The organism is Alicyclobacillus dauci, assembly GCF_026651605.1.
GTDB lineage: Bacteria > Bacillota > Bacilli > Alicyclobacillales > Alicyclobacillaceae > Alicyclobacillus > Alicyclobacillus dauci.
The window spans coordinates 3,482,203-3,508,725 of sequence record NZ_CP104064.1 but is presented as its reverse complement, the minus strand read 5'-3'; the positions used below and the strand labels follow the sequence as shown (position 1 = coordinate 3,508,725).

Here is a 26,523-nt window from a genome sequence, read left to right as displayed (position 1 = left end):
ATCAGCTCTTCTTGTCGTTTGACGACGAATCTGAATGCGTGTAGGATAAAATTTTTCTGATACTCTCGTTGGTTATCCGGGCAATATTAGAGATTAAGGGGATTGGGGGGATAATTGTGCGCCAGATCATCGCACTTGGCGGCGGCGGGTTTTCCATGGAACCCGACAATCCGCTGTTGGATGCATACATACTGCATGCCACAAGGACTTATAAGCCAAAGGTTTGTTTCATCCCCACGGCAAGTGGAGATTCCGAGGGGTATATCGAGCGTTTTTACAATAGCTTTTCGAAGTTGGATTGTACGCCTACACACTTGTCTCTATTCCGTCCAACTTTTACTGATTTACGGTCGTTTGTTCTGTCACAGGACGCAGTGTACGTCGGCGGTGGCAATACGAAAAACTTGCTTGCCCTATGGCGCGAATGGGGATTAGACATCATTTTGCGGGAGGCCTGGGAGAAAGGGATCGTTCTCGCGGGATTGAGTGCCGGGTCACTGTGCTGGTTCGAAGAGGGGGTCACGGACTCCTTTGGTGAGAAACTAGAGCCACTCAAGTGCCTTGGTTTCCTCGGAGGCAGTCACTGCCCTCATTATGATGGGGAAATCAACCGCCGCCCAAGCTATCAGGGCATGGTGGCCGAAGGTGTGCTGAAACCGGGCCTCGCGGCTGATGACGGAGTCGCCTTGCATTTTCTGGATGACGACTTGGCTCATATCGTCAGTTCCCGTCCAGATGCGAGAGCCTACCGTCTAACACGAAACGCACAGGACGGAAGTGCGCTGGAAGAGGAACTCGTTCCTGATTTTTTGGGACACGCTTAATGGTGGTGCCGCTGGCCGCTGGCAGCGGCGGTTCTTCTACCGAAGTCTAGCATTTAGATAGCATAGAGGTAGTCAAGTTTGCGATAATTTCATGTGATAGAATGCAGATAGGAGGGTAAACCTCCTCCACATCCCCGCGTAGAAAGGGGGTGATGGTTGATGCGCGAAATTGCTGAATGGATTGCGGCAGTCGCGGCTTTGCTGAAAGGCATTGCCGGCCTGATAATCGCAATCAAAAGCAATGGCCCCCGTCCACACAAAAGACAAAAGGGCCACCGCAAAAACCATAGGAGGGGGTCGTAACCCCTCCTTATTTATGTTTAGTTTACCATATGGCGGTTTATACGTGAAGCAGACAGAAAAACGTAGTGAGTCCCCGTGTTAGATTTACATTTTAATCGGGGACATTTTGACTTAGGCGAGTTCCATAATCATCAATTGGGCAACGCTCGAGGCAGATACGTACAAAAGACGTTCGTTCGACACTCGTGCCGTGTCTCCCTCAGACAGTGTGTGCGTGCCGTTCAAGGTGGCTGTGCCTGAGATAACGAATACGTACATGCGAGGATGTACCGTTTCCAAAGTGACTTCACGCCCCTGATCCAACGTTGTTAGATAGGCGCGAACATCTTGGTGGATGCGAAGCGCGTCAGCGTGTTCTTGCGAGTTGGACACGACGGGCAGTAACCGATTCCGTTGATGCTCCTTGGTGAACTTTTTTTGCTCCCATGACGGCGTGAGACCCGATTCGTTAGGCATAAACCAAATTTGTAGGAAGTGAACGGGTGCGGTATCCGATCCGTTTTTCTCCGAATGCAGCAAACCGGTGCCTGCAGTCATGCGCTGAACCTCACCTGGCTCGATGAAGCCTTTATTCCCCATGCTGTCTTGGTGTTCCAGAACACCATCGATCACGTACGTCATAATCTCCATTTCGCGATGCGGATGCAGGCCAAATCCTTTTCCAGGTTGGACGTGATCATCGTTGAACACACGCAGTGGACCGAAATGCACTTGTTCGGGTCATAATAGTCTGCGAAGGAGAAACTGTGGGATGTCTTGAGCCAGCCGTGATCGGCTGTATATCGCTGATTGGAAGGAATGATTTCAAACATCATCATGTCTCCTAACTGCATACTTTTGAACTTATCTAGTTAAATTAAATTACAAAATAAAAGTTACATGTAATTGGAGTATAGCCTGGGATGGGCGGATCGTAAAGGGCCGTCGGTGAACTGGGTAAATTCGTAGAGTGTTCGCAGAGCCAGGAAGAAAGTCACATGGTAGAACACTCGGAAATGACGCAGGATGGCTGTAAAATGGGAATGTGGGAATACCACTTCATACAAGGTAGAAGGGTGTGAGCACGTGACTGATACCGATATGTCGAAATACGAGAAGAAAATTGAGGTTCGCAATATCCGTTTTGAGGATATTGACGAAATTATGGCGTTGTGGAACCGCTGTTTTCCAAACATGGAGCCTTGGAAGAGGGAGCAGCTTGAAAGCCATATTCGCATTTTTCCAGAGGGACAGTTTTGCGTTGAGTTCGAAGATAAGATTGTTGGATCGTGCTCGAGTCTGATCGTCAACTTCGATGAATACGACGATCAGCACACCTGGGCTGTCATCACCGACAACGGTTATATCACCAATCACGATCCCGACGGATTTAACTTATACGGCATCGAAGTCATGGTCGATCCCGAGTATCGGCGCATGAAAATCGGCCACCGTCTGTACGAGGCCCGCAAGGAACTCGCGCGGCAATTGAACCTCCAAAGCATCATCATCGGGGGGCGGATCCCGAACTATCACAAGTACAAAGCTGAAATGACGCCCCGTGAGTATGTGGCGGCCGTTGAGAAGCACAGTATTTACGATCCGGTCCTCTCCTTCCAACTCCTTGAAGGCTTCTCAATCAAGCGGATCAACTCGAAGTACTTGCCGGACGACAAAGCGTCGGAGTCGTTCGCGACACTGATGGAATGGAACAACATCGACTACTTGCCAAAATCGCGGCGGGTCTATCGCGCGTCCTCGCCAGTGCGAATTTGTGCTGTTCAATACATGATGAAGAAGATCGACTCATTTGGTGATTTCGCACGCCAGGTGGAGTATTACGTGGATGTGGCGTCCGACTTTGGATCTGACTTTGCAGTCTTTCCGGAGATTTTTACGACGCAGTTGATGTCGTTCCTGGAAGAAAAACGACCGGACCAAGCCATTCGTCGACTGGCGACGTACACGGATCAGTACATCGAGCTGTTCACGGAATTGGCTGTTCGCTACAACGTGAACATCATTGGCGGATCGCACTTCGTCGAAGAGGACGGAGACATATACAATGTAGCGCACTTATTTCGCCGTGACGGAACCATCGAGAAGCAATACAAAATTCACGCGACACCGAATGAAACGAAGTGGTGGGGCATCGCTGAAGGCAACGAAATCCACGTCTTTGACACGGACTGCGGTAAAATTGCTATCCAAATTTGCTATGATATCGAGTTTCCCGAGTTGGCGCGCATCGCCGTAGATAAGGGTGCCAATATTATTTTCGTCCCGTTCTGCACAGACGACAGACAGGGGTATTTACGAGTCCGTTACTGTGCACAGGCACGAGCTATCGAGAACCAAGTCTACACTGTTCTGGCAGGTACGGTTGGCAATTTGACGCACGTGGAAAACATGGATATTCAGTACGCGAAATCTGGAATCTTTGCGCCGTCAGACTTTGACTTTCCGCGCGACGGTATCGTCGGTGAATGCGACGCGAACGTGGAAACGATTGTTGTTGGCGACGTGGACTTGGAAGTGCTCCGCAGATCCCGCAATTCTGGGTCCGTTCGGCAGTTACGGGACAGGCGCAGGGATTTGTATCGAGTGGAATTGAAACAGTTGAATGTCGATTGAGGTTTGTCTTGGCTTAACTACTAGGAGCCGCACCTGGGGATTAGCGTTTGGGGCGGCTCCTGTGGTCTGCCTGAACTGTGATCGAAGCAAATTTGCGAAATAAACCTTTTTTCATCTTGATTTATCTTCGCGATGCAGTATTATTATCATTATTAAAAATGAAAATAAAGATGGTGATTGACAATGGACCAATCCAAGGCAGACATTCTGCTCCACCCCATTCGAATGCGGATGATTGGTGCCTTGGCTGGTGTTGAACAGATGACGGCACAGCAGTTACACAGCAAATTGGGCGACGTCCCGCTCCCATCTCTCTACCGCCATTTAAAGAAACTGGAGGAAGCGGAAATCATCCAAGTTGTCGACACGCAACAGATGCGGGGGGCAACGGAGAAATCATACGCGCTCGTCTCGGGTGGTGTGGTGTTAACGGATCGGGACGTCCAAACCGCATCGACATCTGATCACCTGCGCTACTTCACAACGTTTTTAGCAACCTTGTTGCGCGATTTTGAACGCTACATTACACAGGACGGGGATGTGAACTTTGTGCGGGACGGCTGCGGTTACCGGCAAATACCGCTTCATTTGACGGACGCCGAATTTGCGGATTTCCAAAAGGATTTGCGGGACGTGTTTGTGCGTTACTTGGGTTTGCCTGCTCGGGCGGATCGAGTAGAGAGAATGTTTGCAAGCATTTTGATTCCACAGCCGGATCGCGGCAGGCGGGCCGGTGACAAGGATGAGGTGCTAAATGAGCATCCAAAAGACAGAGACAAACATTGAACAAGATAGACAATTACGAACCTTTTACGCGATGGTCCCACTATATTTGCTGGTGCCAGTTGGGTATGGCCTGGCTATGGGTGCGATGCATCGGCCGATGCAGTGGTGGGTGTTTGGCTTGGGTGCCTTCGGCTGGTTTGTGGCGATGGGGCTGAGAAGTCCAATCGCACTCGCAGTCGGGAAAAAGCTTCCGCAAGCTGTGGCGCAGACTGTTGTGACGAGCGCTTCGGGACCGCTTGAAGAAATTCTCCGCATGGTCCTTGTGCTTCTCTTTGTCCGTACGACGACGCAAGCGCTCTCCCTTGGTCAGGGATGGGCGGCCATCGAAGTCGTCCTCAGTATCGTGAACGGTTTCGTATTAGCGACAGTGCTGCAGCGAGGTGACGAAAAATCTCGAGAAGTCCGCGCGGTCCTTGAGGCACAGGGCAGAGGTCACGGAAGTCCGGCGTGGGGCGTCTTGGAACGCATTTTCGGAAGTGCCTATCATATCGGGGCGACGCTGATAGTAATGCATAATTTATGGTTGTTCATTCCGCTTATGATCGTACACTCCGTATATAACCTGGTCGCTGTCAGGCTGTTGAAGCGAAGCATTGTCATGACGGAACTGTGGATTGCACTACTGGGCACGATCACGTTCGCCCTTGGTGCCGTTCTCTAAAAAAGGTAGATTGATGGGAGGGCAATTTATGTTGATCACAACGACGGAAAACATCGTAGGTTACGCTGTGAAAGAAGTACTTGGGCAGGTCTTTGGCGTTACAGTGCGGAGCCGCGGCATTGGGGGAAACTTGACAGCTGCGTTTCGCAGCCTGGCGGGTGGCGAAATCCACGAGTACACCGAAATGCTCGAGGACGCGCGGAAAACAGCAATTGATCGAATGGTCAAAAACGCGCAAGCAATGGGTGCGAATGCGGTTGTCATGATGCGGTTTGATTCAAGTGAACTAGGACAAAACATGTCCGAAGTCGTCGCGTATGGTACAGCTGTAACGGTCCAAACAAGCGGGGAGTAGTGGCATGCACTGGTTTGTGTCGTATGTCGTATTCGAACTGATGATTGTTGCGGTCGCCGTCTTGGCGACCGTCCTTGTTCGCATCCGTCGACGATCCCGCCTAAACCGCTCCATCACACCTCCTCCGGGTTTTGTTCGGACGGATGAAGTATCTATCGATCCAACGACAGGCATTGCCCAACGGGTCTGGTACGATCCGGCTACGGGTGAGCGGTTGTATATCCGCGACGCGAACAGAGATATTCGTGATTCGCCCCCGACGAACACGAAAGGTAAGTGATGATGTTGGAGAAATATGATGTGATCGGCAAAACATATGGGGTTACGAGACACGCGGACCCGAGAATTGTAGAGCGAATCATTGAATTGCTGCACTTATCTCGCGGGTCGACAGTAGTTGACGTGGGTGCTGGAACAGGAAATTACAGCTTCGAATTGGCGAATTACGGGTATCAAGTGGTAGCCGTTGAACCATCCCTCACCATGCGGCAGCAGGGTAAGACTCATCGAAATTTGACATAGATAGAGGGAAGTGCCGAAAATTTGCCGTTCCATGATCGAGCCGTTGACGGGATCGTATGTACCCTTGCTGTACACCATTTTGCAGACGTCGAGCGCAGCCTTAGGGAAATGATACGAGTTGTGAGGATGGTCGGTTCAATCGTTCTGTTTATATCAGATCCTCGGTTGTGTCCCACCGATTGCTGGTTGGCTGACTACTTTGAGCCTATCTTTAAGCAATCCTATGAAGTCTATCCCATACTCGATGATTTGGTGGGTATTTTTGAGCGGGTAGGCGATTGTACGGTTGATATACAACCCTTTCTATTGCCGCCGGATCTGACGGATCGATTCTTCATGAGTGGGTGGAGAAATCCAGAATGGTATCTCGATCCTCACTTCCGTCAAGGTGTATCACCATTGGCAAATGCACCCCAGGAGATTGTGGATAGGTGTGTCAGTCGTCTGGAACATGATTTGTTGAAAACGGGAACGTGGCAAGAAAAGTATAGTCGAATACTGGACAAAACGCGGTATGACGGCGGATATCGCTTTTTAGTTTGTAGCATGCAGAACAGGTAATCTGAATGACGGACTTGGATGTGTGCAATTTGGAAGATGTGGTCGTTAAACGGATGAACGACTGTCGTAACAGCCAAATCAGGTATATGAGTTACCCCACAGGAACGACATGTACGCGGATATGCTGGTGATGGGCTCGACACACGTCGAACCCATCGTGTGTGGGCGTTGTTCTACTTGGCACTTGCTGTGATGTAGGCGTCCCCGATTGTTTGGAGAGCGTCTGTGGAAACGTCTCCTGTGATTCAACTTTCGAGCCAAGCGGTATTTATTGCTCCGGAACAAACGTCAAGCAGAGTTGTTCCAAAAACAGTTCGGGTGAATAACCACGCACATCTCTTTGAAAAACATACGAATCGCTTCTCAAAGCCATCAATAACATATCGGCCCGAAATACACTGTCAGGTAGGGGCTGTTCGCCTGCGCTCATCTCGTTTAACAATTTTACGATGATTCCGTGTAGTTCATTATGCACCGGACTTTGTGTTTTGAATTGAGGTCCACTGGGTGATGAGACTTCCTCAACTCCTGTCAGCAACTGAAGTTTTTTCTCACGAAAACGGATAAATAAGCTAAGAATCCCTTTTAGTCGTTGGCTAGGCGGATCGGTCTGGTGCGCCTCCAAATACGCCTCAATGTCCTCGAAAAGTAGAACAACGTTGTCTTTTATTAAATCCAAACATAACTCACTTTTGTTTCTGTATCGGCGATAAAGGGTTCCCGAACCGATTTGTGCTTCTATCGCAATTTGATTCATACTCACTTGTTCAACACTATTTTGCTCAAATAGCCTTAGTGCCGCATCTAAGATTCGCTGGCGATTTGCCGCAGCATCGCGTCGTTCCGTCCGAGCCTGAGTTCCTCCAGTATCTTTCACCATATCAAGCCCCTACATCAAGTTGTTCAACTTCGTTGACATACGGAGAACTCCCCGGTTATTATCAAGTGGAGAATTCTCCGTTTATTATATGCCTAATCTAAAGGAGTGTAAAATCCGTGAACAACCCCGCACTACTGGTTATGGACATGCAGAATGGTATTGTATCTCGCTTTCAAGATAATCCGGAAATATTGCGCAGTCATTCTTCGTTCTAAACAAATTGACACGCTGATTCTGACCGGAATTGCCACGAGTAGAGTTGTGCTTTCGACTCTGCGAGAAGCGGCAGATAAAGACTTTGCACTCAAGGTGCTTTCGGACGCATGTGTCGACCCCGATCCTGAGGTTCATCGCGTGCTCACCGAGAAGGTGTTTACTCGTCAGGCAGATGTGTTGACTGTCGACACTTGGATCAATGACTTAGACTTAAATCGGGAGCACGAGACAAACTGAGGAGTGACCCAATTATGCCAAGTGGAAACCCATTCTCTTGGAGGTTCGTGGCGCCGCTGTATATGGGGTCTACGCTCAACCCAATCAATAGCTCCATGATCGCCACCGCATTAGTGCCGATCGCTGCCTTCACGCACATCTCAGTGGCTCAAGCAACGATACTCGTTACGGCACTCTACCTAGCGAGTTCGATCGCTCAGCCCACAGCTGGAAAACTTGCAGAGGAATTCGGCCCCCGTCGGGTATTCCTAGTTGGAATTCTCACGGTTTTTTTGGGAGGTTTATTGGGCGGAGTGGGACGAGACTTGACCATGCTGGTCGTGTCACGGGTTCTCATCGGCGTTGGCACTTCAACCGCCTATCCATCGGCCATGCTCCTGATCCGTCGACGGGCCGAATTGGCCGGGATGTCGAAGCCGCCTGGTCATGTTTTGGGCGCGCTTCAGATTGCCGGAGTAGTCACGGCCGCTGTGGGACTCCCCATTGGCGGAGTGCTTGTAGATGCGTGGGGGTGGCGTACGACGTTTTTAGTCAATATCCCCTTTGCGCTCATTGCATTCGTCATGGCCGCACTATGGATTCCAAGGGACGAGCCCATCAAGGGTACGAAGACAGTCCGGGAGATATCATCACGCATCGACGTTACTGGTATTGTCGGATTCGCTGCCACAATCACCGCCCTAATGGTGTTTTTGTTCTCGTTACCTGAACCAGCCTGGATAGCCCTCGGTCTGGCCGTTGTGTTGGGCGCTGCCCTCATCTGGTGGGAGTTGCGAGCAAAACATCCTTTTATCGATGTACGTTTGCTCGCCGCGAACTTGGCACTCACCCGTACCTATGCAAGATTTGCATCGTTGACGCTATGTATCTATACCGTTCTTTATGGTGTCACGGAGTGGATTGGGGCAGCACGCGGTATGACTCCGCTAGAGACCGGCCTTCTCCTGCTACCGATGAGTGGACTTTCGGCTTTGGTGGTAGGCCCAATTTCGAAACGAAACTTGGTGCGCGGACCACTCATTGTGTCTGCGGTGTCCTCCATTGTCGCCTCCATCGGGGTCATCTTTCTCACCACGAGCACGCCAATCATTTGGATTTTGCTGATCACCTTAATCTTCGGTGTTACGATGGGTACAATGGCCAGCGGCAACCAAACAGCACTATATATGCAGGTTACAGCAGATCAAATTGGAACAGCTTCGGGTCTTTTTCGTACTTTCGGGTATATTGGCTCCATTGCTTCTTCAGCGTTAATCGGCATAGTCTTCCACACGAAGGTTTCAGATATTGGAATGCATCATATTGCTATCATCATGATGGTGGTTAGCATCATGGCACTGGTCATGACCATTACAGACCGCCGACTTGGGGCAAGTAACAAAGATGCAAGTGCTGTATCATGAATCAACGGGGGCCTATGCGAAATGAAGCGTTCGCCCCTTTATTCATTTTAGGGGCATAAATTTAAAAACGCCAGTCACGGAAAGTACGGACCCTCCAAAAGGGAATTGTGACAAGACATGCAGTTCCGTATCTAACTTTACCGAGGGTTTTTACCGTCAAACTTTGTGACGGATGTTTGTCATCTAATCGTGAAATCTATATCCTATAACAACGGGGCAAGTAAGCGTGCACCTTGGTCCAAAATGCGTTGCGGAACGGAGCGTTTCTGCAAATCCTCGATGCGTAGTGGTATAGAATCGGTGAGATCGCGCTCGAATTGAATCGTGAGATCGCGTGCCACGTCGACACTATAAATGAATTCGCAGACTTCGTAATCCAGGCGAAAACTTCTCATATCGTAGTTGGCAGCACCTACTTCGGCAACCTCGCCATCGATGACCATCACTTTCGCATGCAACATACCTTTGTCGTACAGGTAAATATAGACTCCGGCCTCTAAAAGTTCTCCGTAGTAGGTACGGCTTGCAGGACCTACTACTCCGGGTATCACGCGGTGCGGAACCAGTAATCTTACGCGTACGCCACGTGCAACGGCCATCTTTATCGCAATGATGATATCTGCATCTGGGACAAAGTATGGGGTAGTGATGTCAATCGTCTTATCCGCTTGCGTGATACAGCTAAAGTACGCCTGACGGATAACTGGAGTCGGGATCAAAGGATTACCCTCCAATGTCTGCACGTACGCTTCACGTAACACCTGTTTTCTCGGGGCTCTGTCACTAGCATCCATCGTGCCTAACTCTGACCCCAATTCAGCTAACAACCCTGAAAGAGCAGGACTATCGAGCGTTGGGATTTTCTTCGATGTTGCATCCGAAGTGGTATCCAACAAATTGCCATTTTCTTTATGGAGTATTCCCGTTGACGTTCGCTCTGGTGAAGCAATCTTCCAGTGAGCATCGAAGATAACCTGCAAGTCGGCCTGTGCTTTACCTACGATTTGTAGGTGGGTATCGCGCCAGAATCCTATCTTCGGATCCAATCCAAGATACTCATCCCCGACGTTTATTCCACCGGTAAAAGCTTCCTCTCCGTCGATCACGACGATCTTGCAATGGTCTCTGTAATTCAAAGTGGACATGAACCGCGGGAAACGAAGGGGAAAAATCGTCCGGCACTCAATTCCTGCATCCATCATTCGATTGATTTGACTCCGTGGAAATCTTCGACTCGCCCAACCATCTCTTATCAAACGGACCTGCACACCAGCTTTTGCCCGTTCAATCAGAAGTTCTGTAATTCGACTTCCAATTCGGTCGTTCCGGAATATGTAATATTCGAGACCAATCGTTCTTTGCGCGTTCTTTAAGCATTCGATCAGTTTATCATATGTCTCAGTGCCATTTGTAAGTACCTGTACTTGGCTGTTTTGCAGTCCACTCACTGTAAAGTGCCGTAAACCGTGAGCGATTACGAAAGCTGTGCGGCTGAATGAATCTGGCAACGTATCCGACTCATTGTTTGGAGAGGTCAATCTTTCACCACGAATGCGCTTAGGGCGGGAACTAATGAGGTAGAGTACGGAACCGATGACAGGTAAAACGAGACGAACGGTTAGATAGTTTAGTGCCAATGCAGGTCGGCGTGCTTCTCGGACGGCCACAATTAACATAAAGAGTGTGTTCAATACGTACAACCCAATAGCAATCATCCACACCAAATAAATCCCTCCTTCATTGACTTAAAGATGTCTAATCTGCCGCTCGCGTATACGCTTGAGAATTCGCACGTTCATCGTGTCAAATATTTTAGGTCGGGATATTCCAGATTGAAAAATATATTACTGAATCTAAACTGTATGTTTGCAAACCTAAACGATGGTCATACATCGGCCGACATCCGAAGTGCACCTTATCAGTTCGCCGAAATTGGAGTAGCATTGATATGGAAGGAATGGGGGAGTTGGATTGAGCGACGAAGATCGGGAACATACATCGACAACCGTTGACTTACAATTAAAGGCATTTAATCCATACGAAGTTTCGCACGCCGACTCGAATTGCCGCAATCCTTTCACTGGTACTGCTTATCGCGGGTATGGTGATTCAGGTTATCGGGATGGTTCGCTAACGAGTTGACGAATACTTCAGCAATGTCATATAGGGGTCTAGAACATGACACATGGGGAAGTTATTTTATTTGATGGCGTTTGTAATCTCTGCAACTCAGCCGTCCAGTTTATCATTCCGCGTGACCCTAAAAAACGATTCCGCTTTGCCGCCTTACAGTCAGACGTGGGGAAGGCCCTGGTGAACTCAGTTGGGTTACGAAGGGATAGTATGATTCTTGATTCCGTCATGCTTATCAAGGGTGGCAAGGTCTACGTCAAGTCGAGCGCAGCCCTGCACATCACTCGTGGCCTCCACGGGTTATGGCCGTTGGCTTATGCGTTGATAATTGTGCCCCGCTCCATTCGGGACGCCGTGTATGATTATGTTGCCCGCAATCGCTACCGATGGTTCGGAAGGCGTGATGCGTGCATGGTGCCGACGGCGGACAATCGGGATCGATTTATAGGGATATCGGATGTGGAGTAAACGACCCATGGTGTCTGCTGTCGGTGTATAGGCAACACGTCACGGGCCCACCGGCCAGCCATGTGCTGTCATGTGCCAGTCAATGACTTACGCAAGCAGAAAACGGCGCCCGATAGGACGGAAACACATCCATCCATGGAACGTCGGCGGCAGATTGAGCCGTGATGCCGGATTCCTCCAGAAAGTGCTTGACGAGTTGATACCCGTACACATACCCAGTCCGACTGGGCACCTCCTCAACCAACACAGAAGTGGGTCTCCGGGAAAATAGTAAGTTCATAGCTTCTGACTCCGGAAGCTGCGCGAGGATCTCTTGGATTCGATCACTGTTTTGTACGACCCATTCCACGGTTGTCTCGGGTACATAACAATACTCATGAACAGGACGCCCCGGCTGAACCTCTTCCGAGAAACAAGATGCGAGGCCTTCTGTAACGAGGCGCTCATGGATACTGGCCTCGAATATATTGTGGTTGACTTTGGCTTGACGAGCGAAGTGATGGCATTCATGACTCACCAGCAATTCAAGGTCGCTCAAGCGCCCGCCGGCCGCTTCGAGACAGAGTACCGTGACGGATCGATTTTGGTATGACGTCGTGTAAATATTGGTTGCATCCAGCCCCGTGATGACGTAAATCTCTTGTTCCGTGTCGGATACATTCAACCTTTTCAGCAATCCTTGCGTGTTTCTTTGAAGGTTTCTTTCGAACTCGCTTAAATCACCGCCGATGCACGATGCAACTTGTGTATATCGTTCATACCCTACAGACTTGATACGTGATAGGACATCTGCCTTTTCCTTGTATCCTTTCGGTTTAAAGTGAATGCTGTACAAAAGGTCCCAGTGCTGGTGAATGTATTGGCGTACAAAAAGGTCGAACCAGTTCTTACGACTGGACGTCCTTAGGGCTGAAATGCTGTCGCGATATAGCCATTTCCATTCGATCACAAGTCGGACCTCCTCGGATGCCAACCCACACAAGATAGCGCTTTCATTCTATATCTACAGTATATATCGTTTTTGCCGAATTAGTAGTCACATCATTTGGGTCATGTCCAGAGTACAAGCATGTGGATATGAGCCGGCAATGTAAATTACGGTATTGCCCCTGGTATACGCCTATCCGCTTTTGTAACGCCAACGTAGGATATACCATCACAAGCGAGGGGGTAAGCAAATGTACGGTGTTTTCGGTGGATACACGCAATGGGCTGTTGTATTCCTCATCATCTTCGTTCTCTTCTTCTTGCTCGTGCCTGCCTTCGGCGGCGGTTATGCTGCGGCAGCAACCTGTTAATTTGGCGATTCCCGTCAGCACCTGGTGACAGGTGCTGTGGCGATGGACAAGCTGGAATTTGTCTAACATAATATAGGTACATTTATGGTTAACTTGAACGTAGCGGAGTTGAATCTTGTGAATCGTCCAATTTAAATTCTCGTGCGGCTGTCCTCATGGGCTTTGAAGTACGGAGTGCGTCCGAAGGGACGCCACACGAGGTGAAACAATTGCATAAAAGGTCAATCGAAACGGGTTTCTGGTTCCTCACGTTCGCTGACGGAATTTCCACACTTGGAAATCAAGCAGGCTGGATGGCATGTTTGTGGAGTGCGGTGGCTCAAAACCACGGGGTGGAATGGGCATCGGTCTTGTCCATCGGGTTCGGTGTCAGTACGGCCGCAGCAAACTGGTTTATTGGGAGTTTGCTTGATAGGATGCCTGCAAAACTTGGAATCGCCGTTGCAAATGGCGTACTTGCTCTGATCTGGACAGTACTCGCTGTACTTCTGCTGGTTCACAGTCCCGTCTGGCTCTGGCTCGTCCTGTTGATTTTGGCAGGACTCCTGGCCCCCTTTACAGAGCTTGGTTGGATGGTCCTTATGCCTTCCTTGGTTCGGGACGAAAGTCTGGAACGTGCGAATAGTGTCAGCGAGATCGTGTTTCAGGGTGCAGCCTTGGGGGGGCCTGTCATCGGGTCACTTCTCATTCGGTCAGTGGGCTCGCCAGGTGCCTTGTTTCTTGATGCGCTAACGTTCTGCATGGCTGGGGTTGTCATGGCATGTCTGCCTGAACCCGAAGTTCAGAATGCAGGGGTTGACAGAGGCGCGGAGCAGGTGAGCCATTCCCGAAGTAACTGGTTTCAGGACGCGTTGGTCGGAGCAAAGTGGTTGGTGCGTCAGCCGGTCGTCCTCGGTATCACGGGGCTTGCCTTTTTGCTCAATTTCGGTTTTGGTCTCTTAGACGTATCGTTCCCCATGCTAGTCCAACGGGAGTTGCAGGGGCCTGCAACGTGGCTCGGAGATCTCCTCGGCCTCAACGCGCTGGGAATGGTCATCGGAGCTGCTATTTATGGTTGGTGGGGTCACTTGTACCGATCACGGAAATTGCCCATGTTGCTGGTTGTGGGTTGGGCGTTGTGCCTCACGCCTTTTCTGGTATCTCAGAGCATCGTCGTCTTGTGTGCTGGAACAGGTCTTGCCGGGCTTGTGTTCGGTGCGTTTCCGCCTTTGGCGAGATCGACAGTGCAACGGCTCGTTCCGAAAGAGTACCATGGCAGCGTATTTGGGCTACGGGCGACCGCCATCTCGTTGTTCGTACCCCTTGGCGGATTCGCAGCAGGCAGCTTGACTTTGTCGCTGCATTTGACGCCAGCTCACCTGATTGGGTGGATGGCCGTCGCCAGTGTCGTGATTGTCGTCGCTGTCGTCCTGAGTCTGTCACGATGGAACCGCGTGGGATACAATTGACGTGAGGTGAAAGAGATGACCATTAACCTGCGCCATAAGTTTGGCCAAGGACTGTCGCCACAGGAGTTTGTGGACAAAATGACCAAGAATCAAGAGCAATTTCAGTCGTGGTACAACCAATTTTCCTGGCCGGATAGTTCGCTTCGTGGATTCTTTGAAGGAGCGCACACGGACAATCTGCGTTGCACCATCATTGCGGCGGATTGGTGCGGAGACGTCGTTCGAAATGTTCCGGCCATTTTTCGTTTGATGGAAACGGCGAACATTCCTACGGAAGTGCTCGTTATGGAAGAACATTTGGATGTCATGGACGAGTTTCTAACCATGGGAGGACGTTCGATCCCGGTCGTTCTGTTCGTCAGCGCACAGGGGGACGTGGTTGGTCGCTGGGGCCCACGCCCACAGTATGTTCAAGAACCTATGGTGGCTTTTAAGTCCGCAAACACGGACAAAAATGCACCCGACTATGAAGAAAACCTTAAAGCGGCAAGGCAAGAGATTATGAGGCGATATGGGGAAGGCACAGGGTATCAGAAGCTTATAGCAGAAGAGATCAAAGAAATTTTAGAACGTATTTGATGCTCCGTCTGATACAGTTTGGAGGCAGCAGAGACCCCGTCCGTCTCTGCCTGCTTTCGGCTCGATCCGTTAATCCGTGGTCCGAGCATCCAAATGCCGACCTCAGCCCCGCACTGGTGTCAATCCATGCATAATGAATTGCACTGCACGCTCGATTTCCTCTTCATCATTCCAACTGTTCTCCGGATTGATGATGCAACGGGTGAGAATGTACCCAATGATGACAGATGCACCCATCCGCATGACCGTCATAGGGGGCATGTCAATCAGTTCCCCGTTCGCTTGAAAATGCTCTACGATCCGCTCCAGACGCTGAGCTACTTTCGGTACAATTTGCTCCCTAAATTGACTCTGCAGTTCCGGGTGAAAAGGAATTTCGTGCAACATAATTTTAATGATTGGCGCATTTTTCATGCCGAATTCAAGTCGGTTCCGCATCACAGCCCGCAAAAAATCCTCGAAATGCTCGTACTCTGATTCGAGTACCTTGTGGAAATCACGAAGGACAAATGGGGCTACGAGCTTTGACATGATGGGTGTGACAATGGATATCAAGAGATCTTTCTTCGTTTTGTAATGACGAAAAATCGTACCTTCTGCCACGCCGGCTTTTTGGGCGATCTCGCTCGTGGACGTCGCGGAGTATCCCTTCTCAGCAAATATCTCCACAGCAGCTTGGATGATTTTGATTTGCTTATCCGTCATCTTCTCTTCTTCGTCATTGAGACGAAGAAGAGAAGACAGCCATTGTTCCATTTCGTCGGCCATGCGGCATCCCTCACTCGTCACGTCCGCTGGAGAATGGATGAAGCATTCTCCAGCAACTCGTACGAGGAACACCGTACTATACTTTGCGGTATTTTCGCAACGTCACCACATTGAGAATCATAAAGACAATAGAGAGCCCGAGCAGGACAGCCAAATCAACGGCGATATCAGTAAAGCCTTTCCCCCGAATCATGACGTTTCGCATGGCATCTGCGCCATAGTGAAGAGGCATGATTTTGCTCAACCACCGAAGCCACGGTGCCATGGTGTCGATGTTAAAGAGCCCCGAGAAAAATACCTGCGGTACGATGACAATGGGGATGAACTGTATCATTTGAAACTCTGAATTGGCAAACGAGGATAAAAAGACCCCGAATGTCAGCGCGGTCATCGAAAGCAGAAAGGTGGTCAGCAACAGGTTGATTAGTCCGCCGGCCATCATCATTCCTAGCACGTCCACGGAAAACCACGCGATGAGAACAGCTTGAATTGTGGTGAAGATGCCGAACCCCACGACGTATCCCAAGACGATTTCGAAACGCTTGATCGGTGTGGCCACAAGGCGTTCCAAAGTGCCTGTGGTCCGTTCCTTGAGAAACGATATACCCGCTATCAAAAAGACGAAGAAGAATGCGAAGAAGCCGATGAGAACGGGACCGAAGTTGTCAAATGTGGACATGTTAGCCGATCCATACAGATACGCCACATCCGGTTGTATTTGACGGTTCTCCAGCCCAGTGGTCGACTGGGCGACTTTTTGGATGTCGAGCAGTATCGTTTTATTTTTGGTCGGGTCGCTTCCCTCCAACATCACGTGCGGGGTGCCGTTGTGCACATCAATATACGCGTCAATGGTCTGTTTTTTCAGTGCGTCCAGCGCACTTGTGGCGGAGGAATATGTCGACAAGTCCACGTTCTCTTGGGACAAACGCTGCGTCATTGCAGTTGGTACGTCCACCAACCCTATTTTAGGATGAACAGTACTTCCGTTAAACACGAGCGAAACGAGGGTCAAGATAAGGAGCGGTGCCGCAAACATGAGAGCCAGTGTTCGTTTGTCATGTAAAAATTGACGGCATATCCGGATCACAAGAGCACGAACTCTCATTGCTGTGCACCTCCGTAAACGAGGAATGCTTCTTCGACCGTGCTGGAATGTGTATTCGCCTTGAGCTCGTCGGGTGTTCCCACTGCCATCAGTCGTCCGTCGCGAATCATACCCAGACGGTGACACTTATCTGCTTCGTCCATGACGTGGGTGGTGACAATGATGGTGGTTCCCTGTTCACTCATGGTGCGGAATTCATCCCAGATGGCCATTCGCAGGACGGGATCGATCCCGACCGTCGGCTCATCCAAGATCAACACGTCGGGCCGATGCAGTACGGCAATGGCGAGTGACAGGCGTCGCTTCATTCCCCCTGAATACGCAGATACCAGTTTCTTCATGGAATCAGTGAGATTGACAAGCTCCATGACTTCTTCCATTCGGTGTTTTTTCTCCTTGCCGGAGAGACCGAATAACGACGCGAAAAAATCCAGATTTTCTCTCGCCGTCAGTTCCCCGTACAAAGCGTCAGACTGAGCCATGTAGCCGATGTTCTGAAGCATAGTTCGCCGTGGCATCTGTACGCCTTTTACGACAATGGTTCCCCTTGTCGCTTGATCGATCCCGGCGATTAGTTTGACAAGTGTCGTCTTGCCGGATCCGCTCGGTCCCAAGAGCCCGAATATCTCCGCGTTTTCTACTTCGAGACTGATGTCGTGTAACACAAGTTTCTTGCCAAACATTCGGTCCACATGACTGACCTGGATACCACCGGTCTTCTTACTATCCATCTGGATGTCGAGCATGTCATCCACTCCTAAAAACAAAAGTGAGTAATCACTCACTAATATAGTAAACATAGGACGCTTATATTTGCAACGGAGAGTGGAGAGATAGAGCACGGATATGTCGAGGCTGCGATGGCTGCGGGGCTGCGGGACTGCACGATACCTCGGGGGCGGAGCGGAATATCATTCCCCAATCGATGTCGACTGCCTCTGTATCATCTCGCGACGGGAGCGGGGCAGTCTCAAAAGAGGAACGCAATGGGCTGTGCTTCCCATGTACGTTCCTCAATGGGTTACTTCTGATTGTTTCGTGGTGCTTGCAACCACGGTTGGGCATTCTGCCACGTTCTACCGCCATCATGTGTTTCGAGCAGAGCCCCGTTATTGCCCGGCTGCGGGACAACAATGGCGTAGCCATGATTCGCGTCGGTGAAAGTCAAAGTGGAAAGTCTCGCCAGATTCTCTGCAGTCGGAATCGTGGTCCAGCTTTCGCCACCGTCCACCGTGCGTTCCATACGGTTTGTAGTATGTTCAACGAGGAAACCCAAGCTCGGGGTCGCGAAATACAGGTCGCTACCGCCCGGGTTAGCGAGTGGCGTAGTGGCTTGCCATGACGATCCACCGTCCGTTGTCTTGTACACTTCCACATACGCGCTCCCAGACTTTCCCGGCATTCGGTATTCAACGGGCCAGATGCCATTTGGTCCCCAGAATATTGGCAAGACATCAAGCTCCGCTGTACCAGCTTGCAATTGTTTTGGTACGGGCAATGTGCCACGCCAAACGTGCCATGTCCGTCCACCGTCGATCGTCCTCTGGACGGTCAGCTGCTGCGTTTTGGTCCCCTGAGCGAGGCGCCACCCATTCGTGGGGCTGCTGAAGGAGACGAGATCGTTCCGGTGAATGTTGACACTTGCCTGCACATGCGCGCCGTCGTCGCTTGCAAATATGCGTTTCCATGTCGATCCGCCATCATCTGTCCGCCATAGCTCGAACTGGCCGCTTGCTACAAGGTTGGCCTGGACAACAGCGAATCCCGTATCCGTGTTCACGAATTGGATCTGTTCTACACGACTGTCGGTCGACACTGCCACGTGTCCTTTCGTCCACGTTTGGCCGCTGTTGTGCGTGGTATAAATCGTTCCGCTGTCATCTTTCGGTGAAAAACCTGCCACACTCTTTTGCCAATCGGCTACAACGGATGTCCCACCCGATGAACGGTCAAGCGATAACTGGACACCCTGTGGCGTAACATTCTCCCATGTGTGTCCATTGTCGACAGAGTGTAGCAGTCGGCCCCTGGAGTCAACGGCCCAGCCGCTGCTCGTTGAATCCATGGTGATGTACGTGAGCTTCACAGACGCATCATCGGCCGACGTCGCGGCGCTGTTTTGTGCGCTGTATGCATCCGTGTGACTCGCCTGACTCGTCCCTTGCTTAGTGGCACTTTTTGTACCACTGCTCGCGGCAGCACTGGAGGCACTTGTCCCATAACCCGAAGCACTCTGCGCGGTGTTCTTCAGTTGCGGATTGGTGATCATTTTACCTGCTACGCCAGCTGCTACGATAATCCCCGCCGCGGTATATAGATACGGACTCAACCGTCTGCGTCTTTTCCGTGGTGTCATGACGCGAGTCTGTTCTACAGCCATCTGAGCTCGCAGCTTCTCGCGCATGGCCGCTTTTCGATCCGGCGACAATGAAGCCCGATTCCCATTTTGAAGTGCCGACTTGATGTCCTCGTACTTCATGTCGATTTCCTCCTTGTCGGTTGTATTGGTTCCATGGCGGTGAGCATGCCCCGAAGTTTTCGTACGGCCCGGTGCAGCGTGACGCGAACCTTTACGGAGTTCCACCCAAGTGCTCGTGCAGCGGCTTCCGTCGACATATCTTCGATCAGCCTCAAATACACCACTTGTCGCTCCATGGGAGACAAGTCCTCGAGTATATCTTCCACTTCAACGAGGGTGTCCGGACCTCGTGCCTCGTGTGTCCATAATTCCGGGTCGGAAACTGATTGTTCTTTGCGTCGTGATCGTCGTCGGTAGACGTCCCGAATACAGTTGCGCGCGATGGTCCATAGCCAGGCATTTGGATTTTCAGCCGGCTGTCTATCCCAATTTCGAAATACGCGCATGAATACTTCCTGTACCAGGTCCTCGGCATCTTGTGCATTCCCGAGGCTGTATTTGGCAAACTCATAAATCCTGTCGGCATACGTATCAAATAAGGACAATACGGCTTCATCCGCGCTCACATCGCTCACCGTGTCAACCCCGCTTTCAACGTGCTCACCTAACTAGACGTCCCCATCACCCATTTTGTTAAGTTTCGCATAAAAGTTGTGCACATGAGTAAAAGGTGGGGGGAACCACATGAGTGAGTAAAAATTTCGGGTTGGGGGTTCTGATTGTAATCCGCATGGAGGAATCGACAGTTGGACAAGGAAGTGTACTTAAACGAATAGCATGTATAGATAGGCAAGCTGGTTCGGTGGAAGTTTTTCGAAGATCGCGTTAGGAAAGATTTCTTTATCGCACCAGCATGTACCGTGTGGTTTTCCTGCAGCATGACCGCAATTATTATGCATACCACAGAATGGGCATACCTTGGACATTCTTACACCTTCCTAATTCTTAACGAAAGTCATTACTAATCTTAGCTCGATAACATCAGTCCTTAAAGTATACTAATCATTCACTCTTCGTAAAACTCGTTAGGAAAAACGTCTGAGAATGCATCGTTTCACCTGATTCTTATGGGAATGCACGAACTGAACTTACGTTGAAAAGCTCCTACGGTTACTCGTATACTTTTCAAAAGTAGACAGGTCCGTGCGGGATGAAGGGGATCATATGGGTAGCCACGGGGCGGAATATGTGATTGAGCGGATACTAAACAACAACGTGTTGATTCTGAAGGCTAACGATAGGGACGAGCAAATTGTCATCGGCCGAGGAATCGGGTTTGGTGCCAAGCGCGGAACTCACTTTAGCTTGGCAGACGGGCGGATCGAAAAACGATTTTCCCTTGTTCATTCGGACAATCGACAACACTTTGAGCAATTGTTTACCGTCGTGCCACATGAAGTTATCGGAATCGCCGAGGAGATCATTGTGCTGGCTACACGTGAGCTCGGTGCGGATCTGCACGAGCACATTCACGTCGCCCTCGCCGATCACATCGGATTTGCTCTCTCGAGATTGCAGGGCGGGATTCATATTCAAAACCCGTTTCTTGAGGAGATCAAAATGCTCTACCCAAAAGCGTGGTCCGTAGCGGAAAAGGCCGGCCGGTTGATCCAAGAGCGTTTTCACATCGATATTCCACCGGAGGAAGTGGGATTTCTCACACTGCATCTCCATTCAGCCAGCCATGCACACGGAGTCAAAGAGACTGTACGGGTGACCGACGCAGTGACGCTGGCAGTCAATGAGTTGGAGCGATTGCTTGGCAAGGAATTGCCGAAGACACAGTTGAATTATAGCCGAATGGTGATCCATCTGAGGTTTGCTATCGAGCGGGTACTACGAAATGAACCGATTCAAAATCCTTTAGCTGATACGATTATGGAAAAGTTGTCTGGGAGCTTCGAGATCGCAACGCAAATTGCAAAAGTGATTGAACGACGGGTGAAAATTGTTTTTCCGCTGGATGAGATCGCATATCTTACGTTACACGTGGAGCGGTTTACTAGTTAAGAGCTTGCACTTGTGCACTCGTTGATCACGTGGTATAAATGATTCAGCGTGTTACTGCGGAAACTAAGGCAGGCATGAGCTATATTGGCTCATGTCTGCCTTTTTTTGTTCTTTTCGCAACCGCTTACAAAATTGAGCAAGGGAGGATTCTTATGCAGGAAAAACTTGGGCTTGGGAAAGTCGTCGGACTGCTGGCCGTCGTGTTTGCCATTGGTGGCATCCTTTATTGGATCGGCGATCCGACTGTGACAAACCTACACTTCATTCAGGCTGTTGGGTATGCCGTACTATCCAACTACGCAATCATTCTGGCTGTTGGCATTTCGATTGGCTTGGCGAAAGAAAATCAAGGCGCGGCTGGGCTGGCAGCATTTCTTGGGTACGAGGTCATCGTCCAAGGTACAAAATCGATCTCGTCGTCCATCGATATCGGCGACAAAGGGTCGATTGTCTTGGTGGCGGGTCTTATCGCAGGTGTTCTGGCGGGCTACATGTACAATCGTTACCACAAAACGAAGCTACCCGCGGTACTCGCATTCTTTGGCGGCCGCCGTTTTGTGCCAATCGTCACGGCGGGGGCTTGTCTCTTAATTGCATTCGTGCTTGGCCACGTCTGGCATTCATAAGGGAACCCAATAGGGTAAGGGAGGATATCTATGTTAGGTCAACTTCAGCGGATCGGAAAGGCTTTAATGTTGCCTATCGCCGTGTTACCTGCTGCAGGTCTTCTGCTTCGCTTGGGGCAGCCGGATACGCTCAATATTCCGTTTATGGCGGCTGCCGGCAATGCGGTATTTAACTTTTTACCGGTGCTGTTCGCAATTGGTGTCGCCGTGGGCTTTGCAAAAAACAACCATGGCTTTGCAGGTCTGGCCGGGTTCTTATCTTATGAAATTCTGACAGACGGTGCGCAAGCTATCAACAAGACCATCAATCTAGACGCCCTTGGGGGCATTCTCGCAGGTATCATCACTGGTTTAATTTTTAATGCTGTCAGTAAACGCCGTGACGCGAAATGGGCGCAGTTCATAGGTGGTAGCAAAGGCTTAGCAGTCGTCCTGATCACATTGGTTTCCATCATCTTGGCGCTCGTCTTTGGCTATGTGTGGCCATATGTGCAAATGGGAATCAACCATCTCGGCGGCTGGATTGGCGCTCTGGGTGCTGTCGGTGCGGGCATCTATGGCCTGTTGAATCGACTGTTGATCCCGTTTGGGTTACACCACGTCGTCAACTCGTACATTTGGTTTGTGTATGGTGACTGGCACGGGAAGACCGGCGACATGACTCGGTTCTTCGCGGGCGATCCGTCCGCAGGCGGCTTCATGGCTGGCATGTTCCCAATCATGATGTTCGGTCTGCCATCTGCAGCACTCGCCATGGTTGCCGCAGCGAAACCGGAACGCCGTCGCGTTGTCCTCGGAATCATGGGCGCTGCAGCACTCACGTCCTTTCTGACCGGTGTGACGGAACCGATTGAGTTCTCGTTCATGTTCCTAGCACCCGCGCTATACGGCTTGCACGCCGTCCTCACAGGTCTCAGTCTCGCCATTTGTTATGCGCTGGGCATTCGGGATGGCTTTAATTTCTCGGCGGGCCTCATCGACTTTGTGCTCAATCGCAACCACGCGACACATGGATACTGGTTGATCCCAATTGGCATTGCGTTCGGCATTGTCTATTTTGTTGTGTTCTATTTCAGTATTAAGATATTCAATATCAAGACACCCGGTCGAGAGGATCAGGACGCAAGTGGATCGGTTCCGGGTGCGGGGTTCATCTTCGACGAAATGCAAGTAGCGGCGGACGCTCCCGCGGACGTACCCGCAGCCACTCAGGCGCAAGTCGCTGCAGCGACTACAGACTTGAGTACGATGGCTGGCAAGGCAAGGGCGTATTTGGACGCGCTCGGCGGGGCTGAAAATGTCGTGGAAATTGAAGCGTGTACGACGCGTCTCCGGCTCAACCTGAAGGATATGGAGAAGTTGAATGAGCCTGTGCTCAAACAGCTCGGTTCAAGCGGCGTCATCAAACTGAACCAGCACAATGCACAAGTGGTCGTCGGTACAACGGCGGATATGCTGGTAGAAGAAATGAAACAGTTCATGTAAAAACGAGGTTAACCACACCCTTCAAGTGGGAGACAAATAAACAACCAGATTCGGCTAGTGAGGGATGCATCATGTTAAAAAACTTGTTCAAGCGTACAGCATCAGATGGCGGCGACGAGCGAAACGAGATCACCATCTACGCGCCAGTTGACGGCGACATCATGTCCATCGAGGCTGTGGAGGATCCGGTATTCGCAGAGCGCATGGTCGGCGACGGATTAGCCATTCGCCCAACGTCAGACACCATTGTTGCACCGGTCGCGGGGATACTGACGCAACTGTTTCCCACGGGACACGCAGCCGGTATCACGACACCAGACGGCATAGAGGTTCTCATCCACATTGGGCTCGACACGGTGGCGTTAAAGGGCGAGGGTTTCACGAAGCTTGCCGAACAAGGGAGTCAGGTCGACGTCGGTACACCACTCGTCCGACTCGATCTCGACAAATTAACACAGACAGCGAAATCACTCGTCACACCTGTCATCGTCACCAACATGCAAAAAGTGGCAGGGTTATCGGTATTCACTGAAGAACATGTCAAAGCGTCAACCAGTTGGGTCCTCAAGGTTGTCCCAAAAGCAGAGTAGGTGATTTGTGTGGGAGAGAGAACGTCTACGTTTATCATCCGTAACGCCCGGTTGGTGCTCGACGACACCGTCGTTGAAAGTGGCTGGCTGCGAGTCGAAAACGGTGTGATTCGCGAAATGGGGGAAGAGAACAGTTTCCCCCAGTCGGTCACTGGCGGATCGATTGACATCATTGATGCGCATGGGCAATGGGTACTTCCTGGTCTTATCGACATTCACATCCATGGCGGCGATGGATACGAAGTAATGGACGGAACCGTCAAGGCGATGGAAGCTATTAGTCGTTTTCATGCGACACACGGCACGACCGGCTGGCTTCCGACGACGCTGACGGCGCCAATAGATGACCTGGAGCGAGCGGTCGAGGCGGCTAGCGAAACGGCGAGGCGGCCTGTCTACGGGGCGCAGGTACTAGGAGTCCATTTGGAGGGGCCGTTCATCTCTCCCGAGCGCTGTGGTGCACAGAACCCTGCGTTCGTCATTCCGCCATCGATAGACGTGCTCGAGCGATTAGCAGGGGTCGCGGAGGGCTTGGTGAAAAAGGTGACCATCGCACCTGAGCGCGAAGGAGCCATCGAGGCGATTCGGTGGATGCGTAGTCACGATATCATCCCATCCATTGGTCATACGGATGGCACGTTAGCGGAAACGCTGGCGGGCGTCTCGGCGGGTGCGACCCACGCGACGCACCTTTTCAATGCGATGCGAGGCCTGCACCATCGTGAGGGTGGAACGGTCGGTGCCGTATTGTTGTCTGAGGATGTCGTCTGCGAACTGATCGCTGATGGTCATCACGTCGATGTGGACGTGATGAAGCTTGTCTACCGCGTCAAAGGCCGCGACAAGATGGTACTCATCACGGACGCCATGGCGGCAGCAGGCAAGCCGGACGGACATTACAAGCTTGGAGAGCTGGACGTGATCGTAGAGGGCGGTGTGGCTGTTTTGGAAGAAGGCCACAACCTTGCCGGCAGTACGCTGACAATGGATGCCGCTGTTCGCAATATGGTACGCCGTGTCGGTGTCACCATGTGGGATGCCGCGCACATGGCCTCCACAGTGCCCGCAAGGGAACTGGGGTTGCTAAATGCGAAGGGATCGATTGCCCTTGGCAAGGATGCCGATCTCGTCATGATGGACGAGGCACTACACGTTGTCGCGACGTGGGTTGCCGGTCAGCAGGTTTTCGTCCGTTAAGACTGAATAGCTATGTAAGCAATAGACAGGCCTGGCGTAGGTGTACACGCTAGGCCTGTCCTCGTTTGGCAGGTTGCTAGAATGTCCGGCATTGAACAAAAGCACACATACTAGGACTAGGTGGGGGAATGATAAACGACAAAAATCAGGCAGGGTTGAGCAGGAACTACCTTGACCAAGGCCTTGGAGGGGAATAGATACTGGAACGGGACTTGCATGAACAGACCAATCCAGAAGACGCCTATTTGAGCGCCATGGAAGCTTTAGGTGTGTCCTACATTCGCACGCAAATCGCGAATGTGTGTTTCGTTAAAACAGGGGAAAATGGAAAGGAAACTTGGGTTCTTATTGATGCCGGGATTCCAGGCTCGAAAGACCAAATTCTCAATGCTGTGGCAGAACGATTTGGTGAGTCGGCTCGGCCAGAGGCAATTATTCTCACTCATGGTCATTTCGATCACGTCGGCGCCGTCATCGACCTAGCCCAGCACTGGGACGTCCCCGTGTACGCACACGAGTTAGAACTCCCGTATTTGACGGGCAAAGCTGACTACCCAGAGCCGGACCCAACGGTTGGCGGCGGGCTCGTGGCTTACATATCACCCGTTTTTCCGCATGGCGGTATCGATCTCGGCCGTCGCGTTCACGCACTACCGCAAAATGGTAGCGTGCCAAAGATGCCTGGCTGGTGCTGGATTCACACACCTGGTCACACGGAGGGTCATGTTTCCCTGTACCGCGATGAAGACGGAACGCTCATTGCGGGGGATGCATTCATCACGACAAAACAAGAGTCATTGCTGAGCGTATTGACACAAGCACGGGAAATCCACGGTCCGCCGGCGTATTTCACGCCCGATTGGCAGTCGTCCTGGGAATCGGTGCGAAAGTTGCGGGCCCTTCATCCACGATTTGCTATCACCGGTCATGGGCGGCCGATGTCCGGACAACCACTGTCCGATGGATTGGACAGGCTTGCTCACGAGTTTGATCGCATTGCCATTCCGCATCACGGAAGGTACGTGCACTAAAG

Annotated in this window: 27 protein-coding genes and 2 pseudogenes; 19 read left to right on the top strand and 10 right to left on the bottom strand. The window is 51.0% G+C overall.

Features of this window, described 5'->3' with window-relative positions:
* The first annotated feature begins 116 nt into the window (after positions 1 to 116).
* A complete protein-coding gene (locus tag NZD86_RS17795; protein WP_268043392.1) occupies positions 117 to 824 on the top strand; it encodes a Type 1 glutamine amidotransferase-like domain-containing protein in 708 nt (235 codons plus the stop codon).
* Between the two features lie 414 nt (positions 825 to 1,238).
* On the opposite strand, the gene NZD86_RS17790 is transcribed toward NZD86_RS17795, so the two are convergent.
* Positions 1,239 to 1,838 (bottom strand): pirin family protein, encoded by a 600-nt coding sequence (locus NZD86_RS17790; protein WP_268043391.1) that lies wholly within the window; start codon positions 1,836 to 1,838, stop codon positions 1,239 to 1,241.
* Positions 1,839 to 2,207: 369 nt separating this feature from the next.
* Between NZD86_RS17790 and NZD86_RS17785 the strand changes: the two genes are divergently transcribed.
* The 6 genes and pseudogenes from NZD86_RS17785 (at position 2,208) to NZD86_RS17760 (ending at position 6,625) form a co-directional block, all read left to right on the top strand.
* The gene (locus NZD86_RS17785; protein WP_268046926.1) at positions 2,208 to 3,740 is read left to right on the top strand and encodes a bifunctional GNAT family N-acetyltransferase/carbon-nitrogen hydrolase family protein; all 1,533 of its coding nucleotides are present in this window, start codon (positions 2,208 to 2,210) and stop codon (positions 3,738 to 3,740) included.
* 183 nt (positions 3,741 to 3,923) lie between these two features.
* The gene (locus NZD86_RS17780) at positions 3,924 to 4,526 is read left to right on the top strand and encodes a helix-turn-helix domain-containing protein (protein WP_268043390.1); all 603 of its coding nucleotides are present in this window, start codon (positions 3,924 to 3,926) and stop codon (positions 4,524 to 4,526) included.
* Complete coding sequence (locus NZD86_RS17775; RefSeq protein WP_268043389.1) at positions 4,495 to 5,187, top strand: hypothetical protein; 693 nt, start codon at positions 4,495 to 4,497, stop codon at positions 5,185 to 5,187. Before NZD86_RS17780 ends, NZD86_RS17775 begins: the two co-directional genes overlap by 32 nt.
* 28 nt (positions 5,188 to 5,215) lie before the next feature.
* Entirely contained in the window at positions 5,216 to 5,542 is a 327-nt protein-coding gene (locus NZD86_RS17770; RefSeq protein ID WP_268043388.1) for a YbjQ family protein, read from the top strand.
* Positions 5,543 to 5,546: 4 nt separating this feature from the next.
* Positions 5,547 to 5,822, top strand: a complete 276-nt coding sequence (locus tag NZD86_RS17765; protein ID WP_268043387.1) for a hypothetical protein — start codon at positions 5,547 to 5,549, stop codon at positions 5,820 to 5,822.
* Positions 5,822 to 6,625 (top strand): annotated as a pseudogene (locus NZD86_RS17760) (class I SAM-dependent methyltransferase). The gene NZD86_RS17765 and the pseudogene NZD86_RS17760 overlap by 1 nt, the downstream one beginning before the upstream one ends.
* Positions 6,626 to 6,893: 268 nt before the next feature.
* Here the strand turns inward: NZD86_RS17760 and NZD86_RS17755 are convergent.
* The gene (locus tag NZD86_RS17755) at positions 6,894 to 7,505 is read right to left on the bottom strand and encodes a TetR/AcrR family transcriptional regulator (protein WP_268043386.1); all 612 of its coding nucleotides are present in this window, start codon (positions 7,503 to 7,505) and stop codon (positions 6,894 to 6,896) included.
* Between the two features lie 198 nt (positions 7,506 to 7,703).
* Here NZD86_RS17755 and NZD86_RS17750 point away from each other — a divergent pair.
* Both NZD86_RS17750 and NZD86_RS17745 read left to right on the top strand, forming a co-directional pair.
* Positions 7,704 to 7,958 (top strand): annotated as a pseudogene (locus NZD86_RS17750) (isochorismatase family protein); the annotation flags it as partial.
* 14 nt (positions 7,959 to 7,972) lie between these two features.
* A complete protein-coding gene (locus NZD86_RS17745) occupies positions 7,973 to 9,361 on the top strand; it encodes an MFS transporter (protein WP_268043385.1) in 1,389 nt (462 codons plus the stop codon).
* A gap of 203 nt (positions 9,362 to 9,564) precedes the next feature.
* On the opposite strand, the gene NZD86_RS17740 is transcribed toward NZD86_RS17745, so the two are convergent.
* On the bottom strand, positions 9,565 to 11,085 hold the full coding sequence (locus NZD86_RS17740) for a phospholipase D-like domain-containing protein (protein ID WP_407655182.1): 1,521 nt from the start codon (positions 11,083 to 11,085) through the stop codon (positions 9,565 to 9,567).
* Between the two features lie 247 nt (positions 11,086 to 11,332).
* On the opposite strand from NZD86_RS17740, the gene NZD86_RS17735 reads away from it, so the two are divergent.
* On the top strand, positions 11,333 to 11,503 hold the full coding sequence (locus tag NZD86_RS17735) for a hypothetical protein (protein ID WP_268043384.1): 171 nt from the start codon (positions 11,333 to 11,335) through the stop codon (positions 11,501 to 11,503).
* Positions 11,504 to 11,539: 36 nt separating this feature from the next.
* The gene (locus tag NZD86_RS17730; protein ID WP_268043383.1) at positions 11,540 to 11,962 is read left to right on the top strand and encodes a thiol-disulfide oxidoreductase DCC family protein; all 423 of its coding nucleotides are present in this window, start codon (positions 11,540 to 11,542) and stop codon (positions 11,960 to 11,962) included.
* A gap of 79 nt (positions 11,963 to 12,041) precedes the next feature.
* Here NZD86_RS17730 and NZD86_RS17725 read toward each other — a convergent pair whose 3' ends face one another.
* Positions 12,042 to 12,911: a DUF2268 domain-containing putative Zn-dependent protease gene (locus NZD86_RS17725; RefSeq protein WP_268043381.1), complete on the bottom strand. Its 870-nt coding sequence runs from the start codon at positions 12,909 to 12,911 to the stop codon at positions 12,042 to 12,044.
* A gap of 558 nt (positions 12,912 to 13,469) precedes the next feature.
* Between NZD86_RS17725 and NZD86_RS17720 the strand changes: the two genes are divergently transcribed.
* Together NZD86_RS17720 and NZD86_RS17715 are read left to right on the top strand one after the other, a co-directional pair.
* Positions 13,470 to 14,708: an MFS transporter gene (locus NZD86_RS17720; RefSeq protein WP_268043380.1), complete on the top strand. Its 1,239-nt coding sequence runs from the start codon at positions 13,470 to 13,472 to the stop codon at positions 14,706 to 14,708.
* Positions 14,709 to 14,723: 15 nt separating this feature from the next.
* Complete coding sequence (locus NZD86_RS17715) at positions 14,724 to 15,287, top strand: thioredoxin family protein (RefSeq protein WP_268043379.1); 564 nt, start codon at positions 14,724 to 14,726, stop codon at positions 15,285 to 15,287.
* A 102-nt stretch (positions 15,288 to 15,389) separates the two neighbouring features.
* Here NZD86_RS17715 and NZD86_RS17710 read toward each other — a convergent pair whose 3' ends face one another.
* The 6 genes from NZD86_RS17710 to NZD86_RS17685 all read right to left on the bottom strand — a co-directional run bounded on the left by NZD86_RS17710 (position 15,390) and on the right by NZD86_RS17685 (position 20,508).
* On the bottom strand, positions 15,390 to 16,055 hold the full coding sequence (locus NZD86_RS17710; RefSeq protein WP_268043378.1) for a TetR/AcrR family transcriptional regulator: 666 nt from the start codon (positions 16,053 to 16,055) through the stop codon (positions 15,390 to 15,392).
* Positions 16,056 to 16,131: 76 nt separating this feature from the next.
* Entirely contained in the window at positions 16,132 to 17,163 is a 1,032-nt protein-coding gene (locus NZD86_RS17705; protein WP_268043376.1) for an ABC transporter permease, read from the bottom strand.
* Positions 17,160 to 17,909, bottom strand: a complete 750-nt coding sequence (locus tag NZD86_RS17700; protein ID WP_268043375.1) for an ABC transporter ATP-binding protein — start codon at positions 17,907 to 17,909, stop codon at positions 17,160 to 17,162. The genes NZD86_RS17705 and NZD86_RS17700 overlap by 4 nt, the downstream gene beginning before the upstream one ends.
* Before the next feature lie 275 nt (positions 17,910 to 18,184).
* Positions 18,185 to 19,642 carry a WD40/YVTN/BNR-like repeat-containing protein gene (locus NZD86_RS17695; protein WP_268043374.1) on the bottom strand — a complete coding sequence of 486 codons (1,458 nt, stop codon included), beginning with the start codon at positions 19,640 to 19,642 and terminating at the stop codon, positions 18,185 to 18,187.
* Positions 19,639 to 20,157, bottom strand: a complete 519-nt coding sequence (locus NZD86_RS17690; RefSeq protein ID WP_268043372.1) for an RNA polymerase sigma factor — start codon at positions 20,155 to 20,157, stop codon at positions 19,639 to 19,641. Before NZD86_RS17690 ends, NZD86_RS17695 begins: the two co-directional genes overlap by 4 nt.
* 189 nt (positions 20,158 to 20,346) lie before the next feature.
* Positions 20,347 to 20,508, bottom strand: coding sequence for a cysteine-rich CWC family protein (locus tag NZD86_RS17685; protein WP_268043371.1), 162 nt, complete (start codon positions 20,506 to 20,508; stop codon positions 20,347 to 20,349).
* 238 nt (positions 20,509 to 20,746) lie between these two features.
* On the opposite strand from NZD86_RS17685, the gene NZD86_RS17680 reads away from it, so the two are divergent.
* The 6 genes from NZD86_RS17680 (at position 20,747) to NZD86_RS17655 (ending at position 26,521) form a co-directional block, all read left to right on the top strand.
* Entirely contained in the window at positions 20,747 to 21,592 is an 846-nt protein-coding gene (locus tag NZD86_RS17680; protein WP_268043370.1) for a BglG family transcription antiterminator, read from the top strand.
* A 152-nt stretch (positions 21,593 to 21,744) separates the two neighbouring features.
* Positions 21,745 to 22,218, top strand: coding sequence for a PTS transporter subunit EIIC (locus NZD86_RS17675; RefSeq protein ID WP_268043369.1), 474 nt, complete (start codon positions 21,745 to 21,747; stop codon positions 22,216 to 22,218).
* A 30-nt stretch (positions 22,219 to 22,248) separates the two neighbouring features.
* Entirely contained in the window at positions 22,249 to 23,703 is a 1,455-nt protein-coding gene (locus NZD86_RS17670; RefSeq protein WP_268043368.1) for a PTS transporter subunit EIIC, read from the top strand.
* Between the two features lie 71 nt (positions 23,704 to 23,774).
* The gene (locus tag NZD86_RS17665; protein ID WP_268043367.1) at positions 23,775 to 24,293 is read left to right on the top strand and encodes a PTS sugar transporter subunit IIA; all 519 of its coding nucleotides are present in this window, start codon (positions 23,775 to 23,777) and stop codon (positions 24,291 to 24,293) included.
* Positions 24,294 to 24,302: 9 nt separating this feature from the next.
* Positions 24,303 to 25,490 carry an N-acetylglucosamine-6-phosphate deacetylase gene (nagA, locus tag NZD86_RS17660; protein ID WP_268043366.1) on the top strand — a complete coding sequence of 396 codons (1,188 nt, stop codon included), beginning with the start codon at positions 24,303 to 24,305 and terminating at the stop codon, positions 25,488 to 25,490.
* 254 nt (positions 25,491 to 25,744) lie between these two features.
* Positions 25,745 to 26,521 (top strand): MBL fold metallo-hydrolase, encoded by a 777-nt coding sequence (locus NZD86_RS17655; protein ID WP_268046923.1) that lies wholly within the window; start codon positions 25,745 to 25,747, stop codon positions 26,519 to 26,521.
* Positions 26,522 to 26,523: the final 2 nt, after the last annotated feature.